Source organism: Altererythrobacter sp. H2, assembly GCF_035319885.1.
Lineage (GTDB): Bacteria > Pseudomonadota > Alphaproteobacteria > Sphingomonadales > Sphingomonadaceae > 34-65-8.
In genome coordinates, this window is the sequence record NZ_CP141285.1 from 2,225,934 (window position 1) to 2,239,927 (window position 13,994).

A 13,994-nucleotide genomic window follows, 5' to 3' on the forward strand; every position below is an offset into this window, starting at 1 on the left:
CATCCGGGGAGAGGCTCATAGCATTTTGCCGAAGCACGCCCGAAGTTCAGCTGCGAACACTTCCGGTTGCTCCCAAGCGGCGAAGTGCCCGCCCTTGTCGAGGTCGTTCCAGTAGATGAGATTGGGCATCCCCCGCTCCGCCCACGCGCGCGGGGCGGGGATGACTTCCCGGGGAAACGCGCTCGCCCCGGCAGGAAGCTGCACCACCCCTTCGCCAACCTTGCTGAAGCTCTCCCAGTAAAGCCGCGCTGCCGAGGCGCCGGTGGCAGGCAGCCAGTAAAGCATCAGGTTGTCGCAGATCTGGTCCTTGGACAGGGCATCGAACGGCGAGCCGTCGTTGTCGGTCCAGGCATGGATTTTCTCGAGGATCCAGCCGGCCAGCCCGACCGGTGAATCGACCAGCGAATAGCCGATCGTCTGCGGCCGGGTGCCCTGCTGCTTGGAGTAGCCGGAATCCCATTCCTGATAATGACCGAGCCGCTGCAAGGCCGACAGCACGGCCGGGTCATTGCTCTGCATATCTTCCGGGGTCGGGCGGCCAAGCGGCATGTTGACATGGATACCTGCGCAACCCGCCGGGGCTTGCCGCCCGATCATGGTGGTGACGACCGAGCCCCAGTCCCCGCCTTGCGCCACCCAGCGGTCATACCCAAGCCGCGCCATCAGCTTGCCCCAGGCAGCGCCGATCTTTTCCACGCCCCATCCGGCCTTTGCCGGCTTTCCGGAAAACCCGTACCCCGGCAGCGACGGTGCGACGACGTGGAACGCCATGCCTTCTTCAGGCTCGGTCAGCAGCGGGATCGCCTCGAGAAACTCGATCACCGAGCCGGGCCAGCCATGGGTCATCACCAGCGGCACAGCATCCGCGCGCGGAGAGCGGACGTGGAGGAAGTGAATGTCGAGCCCGTCAATCTCGGTCACATACTGGCCGAATGCGTTGAGCCGCGCCTCGCACGCACGCCAGTCATAATGGTTGCGCCAGTGGTCAACCAGTTCACGCAAGGTGGCCAGCGGCGTGCCCTGGCTCCAGTCGTCCACCGGCTCCTTTTCCGGCCAGCGCGCCGTGTCGAGGCGGCGATGGAGGTCGTTGATCTCCGCTTGCGGAATATCGAGGTAGAAGGGCCGGACCTCGCTCATGCCTGTTCTCCTGTTGCAGCCTGCGCCGCCGCCTCAACCTTGCGCCGGTCGGCCAGCATGATCGTGCTGCTGGCCTTGGCGAGAACGGTTCCGTCCGCGCTACGCAGTTCGCCTTCGTAAAAGCAGGTGCGGCGCCCGTGGCGCACCACCCAACCTTCCGCGATCACCGGGCCTGGGCGGGTCGGGGCAAAGAAGCTGACCTTGAGTTCAAGCGACATCGGGGTCACGTCAGGGCCGTTCAGCGCAATCGCGGCGTGGGCCATGGCCGCATCAATCCACCCGGTGACGAAGCCGCCCTGCACCACCCCGCCGGAATGGCACATATGTGGCCCGGCTTTGTACTCGATCACTGCCCGGCCCGCCGGGTCCATGCTGACGATCCGTTCCAACCCCATCGTTTCGTACAAAACGTCTGCTGGCACTGCCGCTTCGGCCATATTCCTCCCCTTTTGCACCGTATTCGCGCAATTTTCCGAGCGATGCCGCGCGCGGCGGGGCTTTACAAGCTGCGATTGTGCCAGCATAGGCTTGAGCCATGATCACCGGTCCGGCCCTGCTTCTGCGACTTACACGCCCTTGGGCGTGACCTGCGGCGTGGCCTGAGCGGCGCGCCGGTCGCCCAAGGGAACCGAGCCGCCAATCCTGACCTGACCTGATCCGAAGACCATCACCCATGACCATGCTCAAGCACCCGGCGTCGAAGTACTGCGCCTTTCCGCAAGTGCCGCTGGAAAACCGCCAGTGGCCTGCCCGCACCATCACCACCCCACCGCGCTGGCTCAGCACCGATCTGCGCGATGGCAACCAGTCGATCATCGATCCGATGGACGCAGTGAAGAAGAACCGGTTCTTCGACCTGCTGGTGGAAGTGGGGCTCAAGGAGATCGAAGTCGGCTTCCCCAGTGCCGGGGCGACCGAATTCGATTTCATCCAGGGGCTGGTCCGCTCTGGCCGTATTCCCGACGATGTTATGGTGCAGGTCCTCACCCAGAGCCGTGAGGATCTGATCCGCACCAGCTTTGCCAGCCTCGAAGGAGCACGGGCGGCAATCGTTCACCTTTACAATGCTGTAAGCCCGGCCTGGCGCGATATCGTGTTCCGCATGAGCAAGGCCGAGGTGATCGAGATCGCCCGCACCGGGGCAAAGGTGATGCGCGACGAGGCCGGTAAACGGCCCGGCACGGACTGGCATTTCCAGTACAGCCCGGAAACCTTTTCGACTGCCGAACTCGACTTCAGCATCGAGGTCTGTGAAGCGGTGATGTCGATTTTGCAGCCCACCCCCGAGCATCCGATCATCCTCAACCTGCCGGCAACGGTGGAGGCGGCAACGCCCAACATTTACGCCGACCAGATCGAGTACTTCATCCGCCACTTGCCGAACCGCGAAAGCGCGGTGATTTCGCTCCACACCCACAACGATCGCGGCACGGGCGTGGCGGCGGCGGAACTGGGGCTGATGGCCGGCGCAGACCGGGTGGAAGGTTGCCTGTTCGGCAATGGCGAACGGACCGGCAACTGCTGTCTCGTCACCATGGCTCTCAACATGTACACTCAAGGCGTTGATCCGGGTCTGGATTTCTCCGACATCGACCGGGTGATCGAGACGGTGGAGTATTGCAACCAGATCCCCGTCCACCAGCGCCACCCCTATGGCGGCGAGCTGGTCTACACCGCCTTTTCAGGCAGCCATCAGGATGCGATCAAGAAGGGCTTCGAGGCTGGCGCCACCCAGAACGACGAGATCTGGCGCGTCCCCTACCTGCCGATCGACCCGGCTGACCTTGGCCGCAGCTACGAAGCGGTCATCCGGGTCAACTCCCAATCCGGCAAGGGCGGGTTTGCCTGGGTGCTGGAGCAGGACCAGGGCCTGAAACTGCCCAAGAAGCTGCAGGCCGATTTTTCGCGCCATGTCCAGCGGGTGGCGGACGAACTGGGCCGGGAGCTCAACGCTGCCGACATCTGGGAAACCTTCAAGCGCACCTATCACGTGCAGACCTATCCCAAGCACTTCCAGCTGGTCGAGTACGAGGAAAGCCGGGCCTCTGACGGCACCCGGGTGTTCGCCGGCAAGATCGAAGTCGAGGGCAAGGCGCAGAGCGTCTCAGGGCGCGGCAACGGCCTGATTTCATCGGTTGTCGGCACGATCCGCGAGCACTTCGGGGTCGATCTGGAGGTGCTCGACTACACCGAGCACGCGCTCGGCACAGGCACGGATGCGCGTGCCGCTGCCTATCTCGAATGCCGTGACGGAGAGGGACGCGCCGTGTGGGGTGTCGGCATTGACGAGGACGTTGCCACCGCCAGCGTTCGTGCGGTGCTGAGCGCGGCGAACGGAGCAGTTGCCCGGTAGTGAGGTTGGCCAGCGATGGCGGGGCCATCTGGTCCTGCAATCGCGGCAACCATTTTCCTTGCCAGAACCGGCCCCTGTGTGTTCCACCTTCCCGCAACGTCAGTGGGGAGGCTGAATACAGATGACCGAAGAGATCCTCGAACCGCAATTGCCGATCATCGATCCGCACCACCACCTGTGGGATCTGCGGCCACTGATTCCCCACTTTCCCGAGCCCCGGCACCACTTCATCGCCGCGATTGCTCAGAAGCCCTACTACACGTTCAATGAGCTTCAGGCTGACGTGACGACCGGCCACAACGTGATCGGCACCGTGTTCATGGAATGCGGCGCGTTCTATAATGCGGATCGCGGCGAAGACCTGAAGGTTACGGGCGAGGTCGAGTATGTGAACGGCGTCGCCGCACAATCGGCCAGCGGTCTCTATGGCGACTTGCGCGCCTGCGCCGGGATTGTCGGCCATGCGAACCTGCTGCTGGGGGACCGCGTCGGCCACGTGCTTGAGGCGCTGGAAGCCGCCGGAAACGGTCGCTTCAAAGGTATCCGCCACCAGGGGGCGTGGGATGCCGACCCAGAGGTGCTCGGCCCGCCGTTCCATGCACCGGGCGAGCTCTACCGTGATGCCACGTTCCGCCAGGGGTTCGCCGAACTCGGCAAGCGCGGGCTCACCTTCGATGCCTGGGTGCTGGAGCCCCAAATCGGTGACGTGATCGATCTCGCCCGGGCTTTTCCCGACCAGCCGATCTGTCTCGACCACTGCGGCACCCCGCTCAATGTAGCCTGCTACCACGGCAAGCTGCATGAGCGGTTCGACCTCTGGCGCCATGCCATCCGTGAACTGGCGCAGTGCGAAAACGTGACGGTGAAGCTGGGCGGCCTGGCCATGGCCTTTTGCGGGATGCCCGAACAGGGCCCGGCCGCCGGGCTTGGCTCGGAAACGCTGGCCGCCATGTGGCGTCCCTATATCGAGACCTGCATCGATGCCTTCGGTCCGGAGCGGGCGATGTTCGAAAGCAACTACCCGGTCGATCACTGGGGGGCGAGTTACCCGGTGCTGTGGAACGCCTTCAAGCGCCTCGCCCACGCCCATTCGGCGGACGAGAAGCGTGCGCTGTTCGCTGGCACGGCGGCACGGTTCTACGGGATCGAAGATATCCTTCCCCCCGCCTAACATTTGTGCCCCCTCGACAGCGGCGCAAGGGCATCATATGCGGCTTGCCGATAACGTAAACGTCAAGGAGACCGCGATGCCCCTCCCCGCCCCGTTCGACCGCCTGCGCCTCCCGCTGATCGGCAGCCCGCTGTTCATCGTGTCCGGCCCGGAACTGGTGATCGCGCAGTGCAAGGCGGGGATTATCGGCAGCTTCCCGGCCCTGAACGCGCGGCCCCAGTCGCAGCTCGATGAGTGGCTCCACCAGATCACCGAAGAACTGGCCCAGCATAATCGCGACAATCCGGATCGCCCTGCGGCTCCGTTCGCCGTGAACCAGATCATCCACAAGACCAACGACCGCGTGGATGCCGATATGGCGACTTGCGAGAAGTGGCAGGTGCCGATGATCATCACCTCGCTCGGCGCGCGCGAGGAAATCTTCCAGGCTGTGCGCAAATGGGGCGGGATCACGATGCACGACGTGATCAACAACCGCTTTGCCCGCAAGGCAATCGAGAAGGGTGCGGACGGGCTTATTCCGGTCGCGGCGGGTGCTGGTGGCCACGCCGGGGCGCAGTCTCCGTTCGCGCTGATGGCAGAAATCCGTGAATGGTTCAGCGGCCTGGTTGCCCTGTCGGGCTCGATTGCCAACGGTTATTCGATCCTTGCAGCGCAAGCCTTGCGCGCCGACTTTGCCTATGCCGGAAGCGCCTTCATCGCGACGAAGGAAGCCAACGCTGATGAACGCTACAAGCAGGCGATCGTGGAGAGCAGCGCGGAAGGCATCGTCTACACCAACCTGTTCACCGGAGTGCACGGCAACTACCTGCGCAACTCGATCGAGGCAGCAGGGATGGACCCGGACAACCTGCCGGTCAGCGATCCCAGCAAGATGAACTTCGGCAGCGGCGGCAACACCAAGGCCAAGGCGTGGAAAGACATCTGGGGCTCGGGCCAGGGAATTGGTGCCATCAAGCAGGTCGGCACGGTGGCCGACATGGTCGACCGGTTCGAGCGTGAATATCGGGACGGCCTTGCCCAGCTCAAGGCCCGCACCGGCGGCTGATCAGGCTGCCTCAGTCAGTTTGACCAGGCCCGGACGAACCGCCCGTTCGCGGACGGTTCGATCCGCACCTGTTCCCCTGATGGACCGGTGAACAGCTCCGCTTCGAACACGCGCCCCCGGTGGATCAGCATTTCGGCCAGCCGCAAGCCAAGGCGCGCGGCGTAGCCGGGATCGGTCACCAGATCAGCCTCGATCCGCAGCTCCTGGCCGGTAAAAAACGCCAGCCCGCGGCTCTGGAGGGCGTGCCCCATCGCGCTCCGGAAAGTGACAAGGCCCGGGGAGGGAATCGGGCCACCTTTCTCCCATCCCGCCACCAGGGCGCAGAAAGCCTCCCGGCTGACAAGCGAAGCCGATGGGCCCCACCCGGCGGCCAGAACGCCCGGAAGCACAGTGCACAGGCGCATGGCCAGACGGAACTGCCCACGCACGACCGGCAGGCTGTGCGGGGCACCGTCGAGATGCGGGCCGGGAACCAGCCTTAAGGCCACTGCCGACATATCGCGGGGCAGGATGTCCGGCCGGGACTCGTACACCGGCCCGCCTTTCGTTCGTTTCACATGGGTCAGACAGGCGTCATACGTCAAACCATCGAGCAGGAGCTCAAAGGCGGGCCGCAGCTCGCCCGATTGATCGGAAATGCCGGTAACCGGCCCGAAGTCGTGACTCAGCAATTCTGGCCCGTGCCTCGCAAACGCCTGCCGCAATGTCTCGTGACCGGCATCAGTCCCGGCCATGAAATGAAGCCAGAGTCCGGACTTGGGGTCAGATCCGTCCGATGTTCCCCCGCTGGCGATGATGGTGCACCCCTCGTGCTCGATAACCGGGGTTTTCTTGCCGCGATTCAATGCCCCCGTCGAGTCCTGCGGCCGACGAAACCTCCGAAATCGAGGCGATTTTTCAAAAGATTCCCTGTTCCAGAGCCGCCGCGAAACCTGCCCCGAGATCACGTGCGTGGGCCAGATCGCGGGGCGGCACGATTTTCCGCGCCAGAATGGCTTCCGGCGTTTGCGCGGCGAGATTGACAATGGCCGGCTCGGCAATCCGCCTCAGGCGCCAGCCTGTTGCGATGCGGTCGATCTGGCGCTGTGCGCCCTCGCCGTCCGACCCGGCGGCGATGATCGTGGCATAGCCCCGCCCCTCGATCCGGCCCAGCACCGGGTAATAGCACCGGTCGAACATGTCCTTCATCAAGCCGCTCATCGTGCCCAGGTTTTCGGGGCAGACGAACAGGTATCCGGACGCGGCGAGGAAATCGTCAAACGCGACCCGGTCGCAGGCAATCAGGCGCGCCCTCTCCCCGGCACCGCTGGCAGCAGCCTGAGCCAGCGCCTGCGATGCACCGGTCCGGCTGTGCCATGCGATCAGGAGGTGCGGATCGGTCTTTCCCATCCGCCGAGCTTCGTTCGATGCTACCACTTGTCAACCGCCCCGCGTTTGCCCGTTGGCGCAAGCCGGGCTAGAGGGTCGCCATGGCCTCTCGCTCCATCGCCCCTGTTTTCGGTGTCTCGCGCTCGATCACGGGCAAGGCCTGGCACTGGCGGGGCGGTAACATGGAACTGGGCGCCGACGCCCGGGACCTCGGCAATGACATCGTGCGCCAGCTGCTGCTTTCGCGCGGGGTGGCGCCGGACGATATCGAGCGGCACCGCAATCCCACCTTGCGCGATTTCCTGCCTGACCCTTCGCTGTTCCGCGACATGGACTCCGCCGCCGAGCGCCTCGCACAGGCTGTTCTCACCGGCGAAACCGTCACCGTCTATGGTGATTACGATGTCGATGGCGCAACCAGCGCCGCGCTGATGATCCGCCTGCTGCGGATGCTGGGCCACGACGCCCGCTACTACATCCCCGACCGCCTGCTGGAGGGATACGGCCCCTCAGGCGAGGCGCTGGTCCGCATTGCACAGGACGGCAGCAGCCTGATCGTCACGGTCGATTGCGGCGCAATGGCGCACGAGGCACTGCAGATGGCGCATGACGCCGGGGTCGACGTGATCGTGGTCGATCACCACAAATGCTCGCCTGAGCTCCCGCGCGCTGCGGCTCTGGTCAATCCCAACCGGCTCGATGAGTGCGACGAAGGTGCCGCGCATGGCCATCTGGCGGCTGTGGGCGTCGCTTTCCTGCTGGCGGTGGCGCTGGTGAGGACGCTGCGCCAGCGCGGATATTTCAGCGAACGCAAGGAACCGTCGCTGATGGGCCTGCTCGATCTGGTGGCGCTGGGCACGGTAGCGGATGTCGCGGCCCTGCACGGCTTGAACCGCGCTTTCGTGGCCCAGGGCCTCAAGGTGATGGCCCGCCGCGAAGGCACCGGGATGGCGGCACTGATTGACGCCAGCCGCCTGACCCGCGCGCCCAAGTGTAGCGATCTGGGCTTTGCCCTGGGCCCCCGAATCAACGCCGGCGGACGGGTTGGCGAATCGACCCTGGGGGTGCGCCTGCTGACCACTGAAGATCCCGGCGAGGCGCAGGCCATCGCGGCCCAGCTCTCCGTCCTGAACGAGGAACGCCGGATGATCGAAGCGGCTGTGCAGGAAGCGGCCGAGGCGCAGCTGACGGGCCAGCACAATCGAGCCGTGCATCTGGTATCCGGGCGCGGCTGGCACCCCGGGGTGATCGGGATCGTGGCCGGAAGGATCAAGGAGAAAACCGGCAAGCCATCGCTGGTGATCGCGCTCGATGATGACGGCAAACTCGGCAAAGGCTCCGGTCGTTCCATATCCGGCGTCGACCTTGGCGCAGCCATCATCGCCGCGCGCGAGCAAGGCCTGCTGGTGGCTGGCGGCGGACATGCCATGGCAGCCGGACTTACCATTTCAGCCGAGCGTCTCGGCGAATTCACGGACTGGATCGATTCGCACCTGTCCCGCGCGGTCGAACGGGCAGTGGCAGAACAGATCGTCGCGTGCGACCTTGCCCTTGCCCCGGGTGGGTTGACGCCCGAGCTGGTCGAATCGCTGGAAAGCGCGGGGCCGTATGGTGTTGGCTGGCCCGGCCCGCGCGTTGCCGTGGGGCCGGTGCGGCTGATCAAGGCCGACATCGTCGGGACAGATCATCTCCGCCTGATCGCCGGCGGCAAGGACGGGCGCTCGTTCAAGGCGATTGCCTTTCGCGCGGCTGAAACCGAACTGGGCCAGACATTGCTGCATGGTGCCCGCAACCGGCCGCTGTGGCTGGCCGGACGGGTCAAGCTGGACGATTGGGGCAGCCGCCCGGCAGCGGAGCTTCATCTGGAAGACGCGGCCTGGGCCGATTGAGACGACTTTGTGAAGAGCGGCGGCAATGCGGGGTTGACCGGTGCGCGCCGCATGCTAATGGCCCCGCCACGCCACCGGCCGATATCGGCACTGGCCCCTTCGTCTAGCGGTTAGGACGCGGCCCTTTCACGGCTGAAACACGGGTTCGATTCCCGTAGGGGTCACCACGGTGGCGCAAATCCCGGCATTTCTGCAACTGACAAGAGCCAAGGCGATTCTGTCTTGGCGCAGTCATGTTCCAATGGCTAAAGCGCCCCGTGATGGAGCCCCGCTCGCCCCTTCCCCTGGCAGGCCTGCTGATTGCGCTGCTGACCGCGGTTTCCATCTGGGCCGCCGGGGTCGGGCTGTGGCTGAGCGCGGTGATCCTGCTGGTCTGGCTGGGCACGCTGTGGCTGGCCGGCAGCAATCCCCCGCCCGCGCGCGAACGGACCGACGATCCCCCCATCAGCCGTGACCGGATGAGCGGGCTGATCGAGAACTCCAGCGCGCCTGTCCTGCTGGTCGAAAAAGGCCGGGTCACGGTGGCCAACCGCAGTGCCCGCGAAGCACTGGGGCAGCATATCCTGGGCCAGGATGCACGTGTGGTGTTCCGCCAGCCTGCCGCGATCAAACTGCTCGACCGTGCGAAGAACGGCTCTGCCACCGTCCGGGGGCTGGTCCGCCGCCGCGACATCTGGCGGCTCAACCTGCAGCTCCTGTCCGAGACCCTGAGCGTGGTGGAGCTGGTCAACATGACCGGCGAGGCGGATATCAGCCGCGCCCACACGGATTTCGTCGCCAATGCCAGCCACGAACTGCGCACCCCGCTGGCTTCGATCATCGGCTATGTCGAGACGCTGATGGAAGATGATGGCGATCTTTCTTCCGATACGCGTGCGCGTTTTCTCAAGACGATCCTGTCCGAAGCCAACCGCCTGCAAAGCCTGGTCAGCGACCTTATGTCCCTCTCCCGCGTCGAAGCGGAAAAACACGATGCGCCGGGGCAGACGATTGCGCTTCGCCAGCACGTGGTGCGGGCTGCAAAGGACGCCGCCGGGCCTGACCGGCAGCACCGCCTGCTGATCGAGGGGGAGCAGGATTTCTCCATCGAAGGTGACCCGCGCCAGATCGAGCAGCTGGTGCGCAATCTGGTCGATAACGCCTTGAAGTATGGCGCGGACAGCGAATCGGTGGTGGTCACGCTCGACGAAGCCCCGAGCGGCGATGCCCGTCTGACCGTGCGCGATTTCGGTGATGGCATTGCGCCCGAACACCTGCCCCACCTTACCCGGCGCTTCTATCGCACCGATCCTGGCCGGAGCCGTGCCTCGGGCGGGACGGGTCTGGGCCTTGCCATCGTGAAGCATATCGCGGAGCGGCATCGCGCACGATTGGACATTGCAAGTGTCCTCGGTGACGGAACCAGTGTGACGGTTCGCTTTCCGGTGGTAAAGGCGGATGCGGAACCCTTGTCATGATAGTGTCATCCACTATCAGCACGGACGAGTGGGCGGATTCGCTCCCGTCGCAGCAATCGTGAGCCTGATGACCTTTTCCGAATTTCGCCTCACCAGCACGACAGCCACCGCCTGCGCAACCCGGGTTGCGCAAGGGATAACCATCGCCTGATGTCTGTGACCCTCCTCCTTCTGCTGGTACTGGGGCTTGCCCTGGCCGCCTGGCTGGCTGCACGCGCCCGGGCATGGTCGTTCCAGCGCGAACACGGCGCCCGCGCGCTGAAGTCCCTGCCCAATTACCACGCATGGTACGTTGCCCTGTGGGTGGCCGTGCCTGCGCTGGTGTTTCTGACGATCTGGTCGAATGTCGCGCCGCAACTGGTGCTCCAGTCAGTGCTGGCGAGCGATGCAGCCAACCTGCTGCCCGAGTTCGGCTTCAAGCGCGACTCGATCCTGGCCGAGGCCCGCGCCGTGGCGACAGGTGCCGCCCCGGCCGTCTTCAATCCCGAAGCGCAGGGTCTGATCGAACCTTTTCGCGAGGCGATCGGGCAGTTTAATCTGATCGGCATGGCTGTGACCGTGCTGATCGCCTTTGCCGCCGGTGCCTGGGCATTCCTGCGCCTCAACCCGGGTTTTACGGCACGGACACGGGTCGAACGTGCGGTGATGGTGCTCCTGCTGGTGGCCTCGCTGGTGGCGATCCTGACCACGCTGGGCATCTTCGCCAGCCTTGTGTTCGAAACGGCGCGTTTCTTCGGCATGGTCAGCCCGATCGATTTCCTGTTCGGCACCCATTGGGCCCCGGACCCGATGGCCAATGCTGAAAGTCCCGACGGATCGCGTTACGGCGCCATCCCGCTGTTTTGGGGCACCATCTTCATCGGCGCGATCATCGCCATGATCGTCGCCATTCCGCTCGGCCTGATGAGCGCAATCTATCTCACCCAATATGCCGATCCGCGGGTCCGCGCCTGGGTCAAGCCGATGCTGGAAATCCTCGCCGGCGTACCCACTGTCGTCTACGGCTATTTCGCCGCACTGACCGTTGCGCCGGCCATCCGCGATCTCGCGCTGGCAGCGGGCATGTCCAACCCGTCGAGCGAAAGCGCACTGGCGGCCGGCGTTGTGATGGGGGTGATGATCATCCCGTTCGTCTCCTCGATGGCTGACGATTCGATTACCGCCGTGCCCCAGGCCATGCGAGATGGCAGCCTCGCGATGGGCGCGACGACGTCCGAAACAATCCGCCGGGTGCTGATCCCGGCAGCGCTGCCGGGGATCGTCGCGGGCGTCATGCTCGCCATCAGCCGGGCGATTGGCGAAACCATGATCGTGGTCATGGCGGCGTCGACCGCCGCCAACCTCAGCGCCAACCCGCTGGAAGCGATGACCACCGTGACGGTACAGATCGTCGCGATGCTGACCGGCGAAGGCAGTTTCGACCATCCGGCCACGCTCAGCGCCTTTGCGCTGGGCTTCGTCCTGTTCATGGTCACGCTCGCACTCAATTTCATCGCCTTGCGCGTCGTCAAGAGGTTCCGCGAAGCATATGACTGAGCGTGTCGCCCATACCCGCACTCCGGCCTTCGAGGCGCGCCTCAAGCAGCGCTACGCGGCTGAGCGCCGGTTCCGCGTCATCGGCCTGTCCGCCATTGTCTTCTCACTGGCCGTGCTGGCTTTCCTACTGGTATCAATGACGATCAACGGCATCGGCGGTTTCCAGCGGTCCGAACTGACCGTGCCGATCAACTTTGCCGAAGCCGGAATCGCCGGGGATGCCACCACCCTGTCGGGCCGCGCCGGGGTCAGCGCGCTCGAGACGCAGGGTCTGCCCCAGGTGGTCGATTTCTATGCCGAGCAGGCGCTTGGATCAGACGGAGCGGAGGAACTGGCGGCCAACGCCTGGCGCGAGGTGGCCGAAGCCGTGGTGGCTGATCCGGAGCTTCTGCGCGGAACCACCACCTTCAACCTGCCCGCAAGCTCGGCTCTCGCTGCCGCGATGCGTGGGGAGGGAAGTCCTGAGGACAGCCAGCTGGCCAGCCGGCTGGAAAGCGAAGGCAAGCTCGCACGCAATTTCGACTTCGGATTTCTCCAGCGTTCCGACGCGACCGACCCGCAACAGGTCGGCATCTGGGGGGCGCTCCAGGGCTCGATGCTGACCATGTTCGTCACGCTGCTGCTGGCGTTTCCGATCGGGGTCATGGCCGCGCTGTACCTTGAGGAATATGCCCCCAAGAACCGCTGGACCGACCTGATCGAGGTATCGATCAACAACCTGGCGGCTGTGCCATCGATCATCTTCGGCCTGCTCGGTCTGGCGGTATTCCTGTGGATTTTCCCGACCTACCGCTCGGCACCTCTGATCGGCGGCCTGACCCTGGCGCTGATGACCATGCCGGTGATCGTGATTTCCGGCCGCAATGCCATCAAGGCGGTGCCGCCATCGATCCGCGATGGTGCGCTCGCAATTGGCGCGTCTCCCGTGCAGGTGGTGTTCCACCATGTCCTGCCGCTTGCCTTGCCCGGCATCCTGACCGGGACCATCATCGGCATGGCGCGCGCCCTGGGCGAAACCGCCCCGCTGCTGATGATCGGGATGCGCGCCTTCATCGCCACCCCGCCGGACGGTTTCACTTCGCCGGCCACTGTTCTTCCGGTACAGATCTTCCTGTGGTCGGACGAGGTCAACCAGGGCTTCGTCGAACGCACTTCGGCTGCTATCATCGTACTGCTGGTGTTCCTGCTGCTGATGAACGGCCTCGCCATCTACCTCCGCAACCGATTCGAGAAAAAGTGGTGACAGTAGTCCATCCCAATCTGGAAGATTCCGACGCCAAGATGAGCGCCCGCAACGTCTCCATCTATTATGGGGACAAGAAGGCGATCGACGAGGTGTCGATCAACATTCCGACCAAGTACGTCACCGCCTTCATCGGCCCGTCAGGCTGCGGCAAATCCACCTTCCTGCGCGCGCTCAACCGGATGAACGACACGATCGCCTCGGCCCGCGTGGAAGGCGAGATCACGCTCGACGGAGAGGACATCTACCGCTCTGGCATGGACGTGGTGCAACTGCGCGCCCGGGTGGGGATGGTGTTCCAGAAGCCCAACCCCTTCCCCAAGTCGATCTATGACAACATAGCCTATGGCCCGGGCATCCACGGACTGGCGGAAAACAAGGCCAAGCTTGACGAAATCGTCGAGACCTCGCTCCGCCGCGCCGGCCTGTGGGAAGAGGTGAAGGACCGGCTGTCGGATAGCGGCACCGCCCTGTCTGGCGGGCAGCAGCAGCGCCTGTGCATTGCCCGCGCCATTGCGGTCGATCCCGAGGTGATCCTGATGGACGAACCCTGTTCTGCGCTCGATCCGATCGCCACCGCGAAAATCGAGGAACTGATCGACGAACTCAGCGGTAGATACGCTATCGTGATCGTGACCCACTCGATGCAGCAAGCGGCGCGGGTTTCGCAACGAACCGCCTTTTTCCATCTCGGGAAGATGGTAGAGTATGGTCGTACTACGGACATATTCACCAACCCGCTGGAAGAGCGGACCAAGGACTACATCACCGGCCGATACGGCTAAGATACGG

At 64.5% G+C, this 13,994-nt stretch carries 12 protein-coding genes and 1 tRNA gene; 9 read left to right on the forward strand and 4 right to left on the reverse strand.

Annotated elements, in window-relative coordinates:
* Positions 1-15: 15 nt before the first annotated feature.
* Together U4960_RS11075 and U4960_RS11080 are read right to left on the reverse strand one after the other, a co-directional pair.
* Complete coding sequence (locus tag U4960_RS11075) at positions 16-1,137, reverse strand: epoxide hydrolase family protein (RefSeq protein ID WP_324260697.1); 1,122 nt, start codon at positions 1,135-1,137, stop codon at positions 16-18.
* The gene (locus U4960_RS11080) at positions 1,134-1,574 is read right to left on the reverse strand and encodes a PaaI family thioesterase (protein ID WP_324260698.1); all 441 of its coding nucleotides are present in this window, start codon (positions 1,572-1,574) and stop codon (positions 1,134-1,136) included. The genes U4960_RS11075 and U4960_RS11080 overlap by 4 nt, the downstream gene beginning before the upstream one ends.
* A 236-nt stretch (positions 1,575-1,810) precedes the next feature.
* Here U4960_RS11080 and leuA point away from each other — a divergent pair, with 236 nt between their 5' ends.
* The 3 genes from leuA to U4960_RS11095 all read left to right on the forward strand — a co-directional run bounded on the left by leuA (position 1,811) and on the right by U4960_RS11095 (position 5,709).
* Positions 1,811-3,490 carry a 2-isopropylmalate synthase gene (gene leuA / locus U4960_RS11085; RefSeq protein ID WP_324260699.1) on the forward strand — a complete coding sequence of 560 codons (1,680 nt, stop codon included), beginning with the start codon at positions 1,811-1,813 and terminating at the stop codon, positions 3,488-3,490.
* 121 nt (positions 3,491-3,611) lie between these two features.
* Positions 3,612-4,661 (forward strand): amidohydrolase family protein, encoded by a 1,050-nt coding sequence (locus U4960_RS11090; protein ID WP_324260700.1) that lies wholly within the window; start codon positions 3,612-3,614, stop codon positions 4,659-4,661.
* Between the two features lie 76 nt (positions 4,662-4,737).
* Positions 4,738-5,709: an NAD(P)H-dependent flavin oxidoreductase gene (locus U4960_RS11095; RefSeq protein ID WP_324260701.1), complete on the forward strand. Its 972-nt coding sequence runs from the start codon at positions 4,738-4,740 to the stop codon at positions 5,707-5,709.
* Between the two features lie 14 nt (positions 5,710-5,723).
* Here U4960_RS11095 and U4960_RS11100 read toward each other — a convergent pair whose 3' ends face one another.
* Both U4960_RS11100 and U4960_RS11105 read right to left on the reverse strand, forming a co-directional pair.
* The gene (locus U4960_RS11100; protein ID WP_324260702.1) at positions 5,724-6,554 is read right to left on the reverse strand and encodes a hypothetical protein; all 831 of its coding nucleotides are present in this window, start codon (positions 6,552-6,554) and stop codon (positions 5,724-5,726) included.
* A gap of 52 nt (positions 6,555-6,606) precedes the next feature.
* On the reverse strand, positions 6,607-7,098 hold the full coding sequence (locus U4960_RS11105) for a flavodoxin family protein (protein ID WP_324260703.1): 492 nt from the start codon (positions 7,096-7,098) through the stop codon (positions 6,607-6,609).
* Positions 7,099-7,178: 80 nt separating this feature from the next.
* Here U4960_RS11105 and recJ point away from each other — a divergent pair, with 80 nt between their 5' ends.
* The 6 genes from recJ to pstB all read left to right on the forward strand — a co-directional run bounded on the left by recJ (position 7,179) and on the right by pstB (position 13,987).
* A complete protein-coding gene (gene recJ / locus U4960_RS11110) occupies positions 7,179-8,966 on the forward strand; it encodes a single-stranded-DNA-specific exonuclease RecJ (protein WP_324260704.1) in 1,788 nt (595 codons plus the stop codon).
* Positions 8,967-9,058: 92 nt separating this feature from the next.
* A tRNA-Glu gene (locus U4960_RS11115) sits at positions 9,059-9,133 on the forward strand.
* A gap of 93 nt (positions 9,134-9,226) precedes the next feature.
* On the forward strand, positions 9,227-10,423 hold the full coding sequence (locus U4960_RS11120) for a sensor histidine kinase (RefSeq protein WP_324263094.1): 1,197 nt from the start codon (positions 9,227-9,229) through the stop codon (positions 10,421-10,423).
* Between the two features lie 150 nt (positions 10,424-10,573).
* The gene (pstC, locus tag U4960_RS11125; protein WP_324260705.1) at positions 10,574-11,959 is read left to right on the forward strand and encodes a phosphate ABC transporter permease subunit PstC; all 1,386 of its coding nucleotides are present in this window, start codon (positions 10,574-10,576) and stop codon (positions 11,957-11,959) included.
* Positions 11,952-13,202 carry a phosphate ABC transporter permease PstA gene (pstA, locus tag U4960_RS11130; RefSeq protein ID WP_324260706.1) on the forward strand — a complete coding sequence of 417 codons (1,251 nt, stop codon included), beginning with the start codon at positions 11,952-11,954 and terminating at the stop codon, positions 13,200-13,202. Before pstC ends, pstA begins: the two co-directional genes overlap by 8 nt.
* Positions 13,203-13,240: 38 nt before the next feature.
* Complete coding sequence (gene pstB / locus U4960_RS11135; protein ID WP_324263095.1) at positions 13,241-13,987, forward strand: phosphate ABC transporter ATP-binding protein PstB; 747 nt, start codon at positions 13,241-13,243, stop codon at positions 13,985-13,987.
* Positions 13,988-13,994 lie beyond the last annotated feature (7 nt).

Coding starts and splice junctions, on each gene's coding strand:
- U4960_RS11075 (WP_324260697.1), bottom strand. CDS start 1,137: ATGAGCGAGGTCCGGCCCTTCTACCTCGATATTCCGCAAGCGGAGATC.
- U4960_RS11080 (WP_324260698.1), bottom strand. CDS start 1,574: ATGGCCGAAGCGGCAGTGCCAGCAGACGTTTTGTACGAAACGATGGGG.
- leuA (WP_324260699.1), top strand. CDS start 1,811: ATGACCATGCTCAAGCACCCGGCGTCGAAGTACTGCGCCTTTCCGCAA.
- U4960_RS11090 (WP_324260700.1), top strand. CDS start 3,612: ATGACCGAAGAGATCCTCGAACCGCAATTGCCGATCATCGATCCGCAC.
- U4960_RS11095 (WP_324260701.1), top strand. CDS start 4,738: ATGCCCCTCCCCGCCCCGTTCGACCGCCTGCGCCTCCCGCTGATCGGC.
- U4960_RS11105 (WP_324260703.1), bottom strand. CDS start 7,098: ATGGGAAAGACCGATCCGCACCTCCTGATCGCATGGCACAGCCGGACC.
- recJ (WP_324260704.1), top strand. CDS start 7,179: ATGGCCTCTCGCTCCATCGCCCCTGTTTTCGGTGTCTCGCGCTCGATC.
- U4960_RS11120 (WP_324263094.1), top strand. CDS start 9,227: ATGGAGCCCCGCTCGCCCCTTCCCCTGGCAGGCCTGCTGATTGCGCTG.
- pstC (WP_324260705.1), top strand. CDS start 10,574: ATGTCTGTGACCCTCCTCCTTCTGCTGGTACTGGGGCTTGCCCTGGCC.
- pstA (WP_324260706.1), top strand. CDS start 11,952: ATGACTGAGCGTGTCGCCCATACCCGCACTCCGGCCTTCGAGGCGCGC.
- pstB (WP_324263095.1), top strand. CDS start 13,241: ATGAGCGCCCGCAACGTCTCCATCTATTATGGGGACAAGAAGGCGATC.